General features: G+C 62.4%; 3 protein-coding genes. 2 read left to right on the forward strand and 1 reads right to left on the reverse strand.

Annotated elements, in window-relative coordinates:
* The first annotated feature begins 196 nt into the window (after positions 1 to 196).
* A complete protein-coding gene (locus VGP39_RS10640; RefSeq protein WP_327568066.1) occupies positions 197 to 451 on the forward strand; it encodes a helix-turn-helix domain-containing protein in 255 nt (84 codons plus the stop codon).
* Here VGP39_RS10640 and VGP39_RS10645 read toward each other — a convergent pair.
* The gene (locus VGP39_RS10645) at positions 392 to 2,101 is read right to left on the reverse strand and encodes an IS1634 family transposase (RefSeq protein ID WP_327568065.1); all 1,710 of its coding nucleotides are present in this window, start codon (positions 2,099 to 2,101) and stop codon (positions 392 to 394) included. The genes VGP39_RS10640 and VGP39_RS10645 overlap by 60 nt on opposite strands.
* 106 nt (positions 2,102 to 2,207) lie before the next feature.
* Between VGP39_RS10645 and VGP39_RS10650 the strand changes: the two genes are divergently transcribed.
* On the forward strand, positions 2,208 to 2,531 hold the full coding sequence (locus VGP39_RS10650) for a C1 family peptidase (RefSeq protein ID WP_327568067.1): 324 nt from the start codon (positions 2,208 to 2,210) through the stop codon (positions 2,529 to 2,531).
* Positions 2,532 to 2,660: the final 129 nt, after the last annotated feature.

A 2,660-nucleotide genomic window follows, 5' to 3' on the forward strand; every position in this document is an offset into this window, starting at 1 on the left:
CGCGCCATCACCGCGGTCGGATCGGCAAACATCGCGTGGACGAACGCCACGTTGGCCGCGATACTCGCCTCGCATGCGTGCCCGGCACCATGTGCGGCACGGCGTCGAGTGCAACCGCCAAGTTTATAGATCCGGCCCTCATTATCTTGAATGAAAGCTGAGGGCCGGCACGTGCTTAGATATGAAGCACGTGGACATGCGCAAGTTGGCTCCGGCCGCTCAGGAGGAGAGACGGCGACAGGTGATTGGGCTGCGCCAGAACGGCGTGAGCTATGCGGCCATTGCCGCCCAGGTCGGGCTCAGCCAGACCTGGGTTCGCGGTCACGGCGCACACGCGTTGAATCCGCGGGCCAAATCAGTGGCTTACAGAAGACGGATTCCAGGCGTGTGTCTAGGCCGTGGCAGGGGTCTCCGCCGTCTCGGCCACCGCCATCAGTTGCTTAGGTGCTGATATTCCGAGCTTTTTTAGCAAACCGGCCAGCTCGGCGCCGATTTTCGTGCGCTGAACAATCGTCCGGCTTTCGCTGCGGTAGCGGACCGCCTTCAGCGCCGCCAGCACGTGTGCGACGCGCGCCCACGGCAGAGCCGTGCGGATCTCCGCAGAACGCTGCATCTGCAGCGCGAGAACACAAAGCTTCACATGCGCCTCGATCCGGCGTGGCGTCCAATGAAACATCGGACGCACTTCGAGGCCGGTCTGCTTCATCCGCCGGAAGCAGGATTCAATCATCGCACCGGCCTTGTAAGCGAGGGCAACGTCCTCCGCCGAGAGTGTATCGTGGTTTGTTATGACGACAAACTTGCCGTCGAATTTCTCCGCCGCTCTCACCTTGGCCGCATCCAGCTTTGGCCGACCATGCCGCTCGGTGCTGAGGTAGCGGCTGTAACGCTTCGACGCCATCAAGGTACAGGCTGCCTTCGGATGGTCATCCTCTCGCTTGTCCAGCGCCGTCAGCTCGGCCTCAATCTCCATCAGCACCTGCTGGCGATGCTGTCGCTGGCGTTCAGCTTCCAGCGGATTGAGGCATAGCACGTAGCGCTTGCGCCGCTCGCCATCACCGACCCAGACTTCCTTGACCTGTAGGTTGCCAGCGACCTCTCGATAACGGCCCGGGCGGGTCAGTACCTCAGCCTCAACGTCCTGCACCCGGCGCATCGGTACCGCCAGCACGTAGCGGCCGAGGCCGCGGCTCAGTTCGACGAGGTTCTTGGCCGCGTACATCCCAGCATCGCCGACGAACAGGCAACGGCCGAGCTGCCAGGCATGCAGGTCCTGCTTGATGCGGGCAACCGTCGCCACGTCGGCGGTATTGCCTGGCAGTACCCACGAGCGCACTGGCATCCCGTCGCGCGTGACCGCCAGCGCGATAATGACCTGCGGCTGGTTATCGCGGCCTTCCTTGCTGTGACCACGCTGGCGCAGCGGCGCAGATAGCTTGCCAGCCCAATGTTCGGCGAATTCATCCGGCTCGTCGATCTCGAAATACGCTGTGGTGGTATCGTAGAAAATCAGATCGACATCCAACCGCAGCAGGTCGGCGGCCTTCAGGAACACGTCGCGTTCGATCTCGTCGGACCAGACGGCGAGGAAGTCGAGGGCGCGATAGAGCTGATCGACGGCGATTGCGTCGGCTTGCGGCAGCCAGGCGATATCGGACAGCCACCGTGTGGCACAGGCTAGCTTCGAGGCGGGGTCGTCAAGACGTTGCGCCGCCATGGCGAACAAGGCGACCTCGTGCGGGGCGGTCAGGCCGGCGCGATCCGCGCGGATGCGGATGGCCTCGCCGATGCCGAGTTCTTCCCACAGACCGCGGGCGGTCAGCACGATGGCGAGTTCAAAGACGGCGTCGATCTCGATCTCGGCAACCGCAGTCTTGCCGCGGGTCGGCAGGGTGTCGGCAGCATCGGCATCGATGACGCGGTTGATGCTGGCGAGCAGACGCTGCAGGGCGGCGCGGTCGAGTTGATCGGCCCGGCCGAAGCTGTGGATGACGCGGGTTTCCGAGCGCTTGGCCTCGGCGTTCCAGTCGTTTTCGGCGAGGGCATAGTAGGCGACGGTGGATCCATCGCGGTTTCGCCGCTCGGTGACGCGCAGATACATACCTAGGATTTTAGGCTATCTGGCTGCCAATGCTAATGACAACGTCGTCAGTGTGTGTCTAGGCGTCTGAAGAATTTCCGGACCGGCTGACGTCGAAAGGGGGCCAATTCAATGGGTTACCAGCGCCGGCCCGCGCTCGTGTGCCCAGAGACCGCGAACCCAGGTCTATGGCTTCACAGTCTACGAGAGCTTCGAAAGCGAGCAGGTTGCGAAGTCGGGCGTCGTGCCAATGCCGGCGCACACCGAAGCGGTCGTCGGCGGGCATGCGGTTCTGGCAGTGGGCTATGACGATAAGCACCAGGTCTTCATCGTGCGTAATTCCTGGGGTCCGAAGTGGGGGCAAAAAGGTTACTTCACGATTCCTTACGCCTATTTGACAGATCATCACCTGGCCAGTGACTTTTGGACGATCCGGTTGGTTTCAGGCTAGACGGTTCGCGTTTCAATGCGTTCCCGACGCATCTGTGTCCGGGGACGCTATTGCACAACCTGGATATGAAGCTGGAAGGATTTCGCCGGGGGTTGGTCCGTCTCGAACGAGCGGGCATAGCGCAACACG

Origin of the sequence: Bradyrhizobium sp. (assembly GCF_036009065.1) — a bacterium.
GTDB lineage: Bacteria > Pseudomonadota > Alphaproteobacteria > Rhizobiales > Xanthobacteraceae > Bradyrhizobium.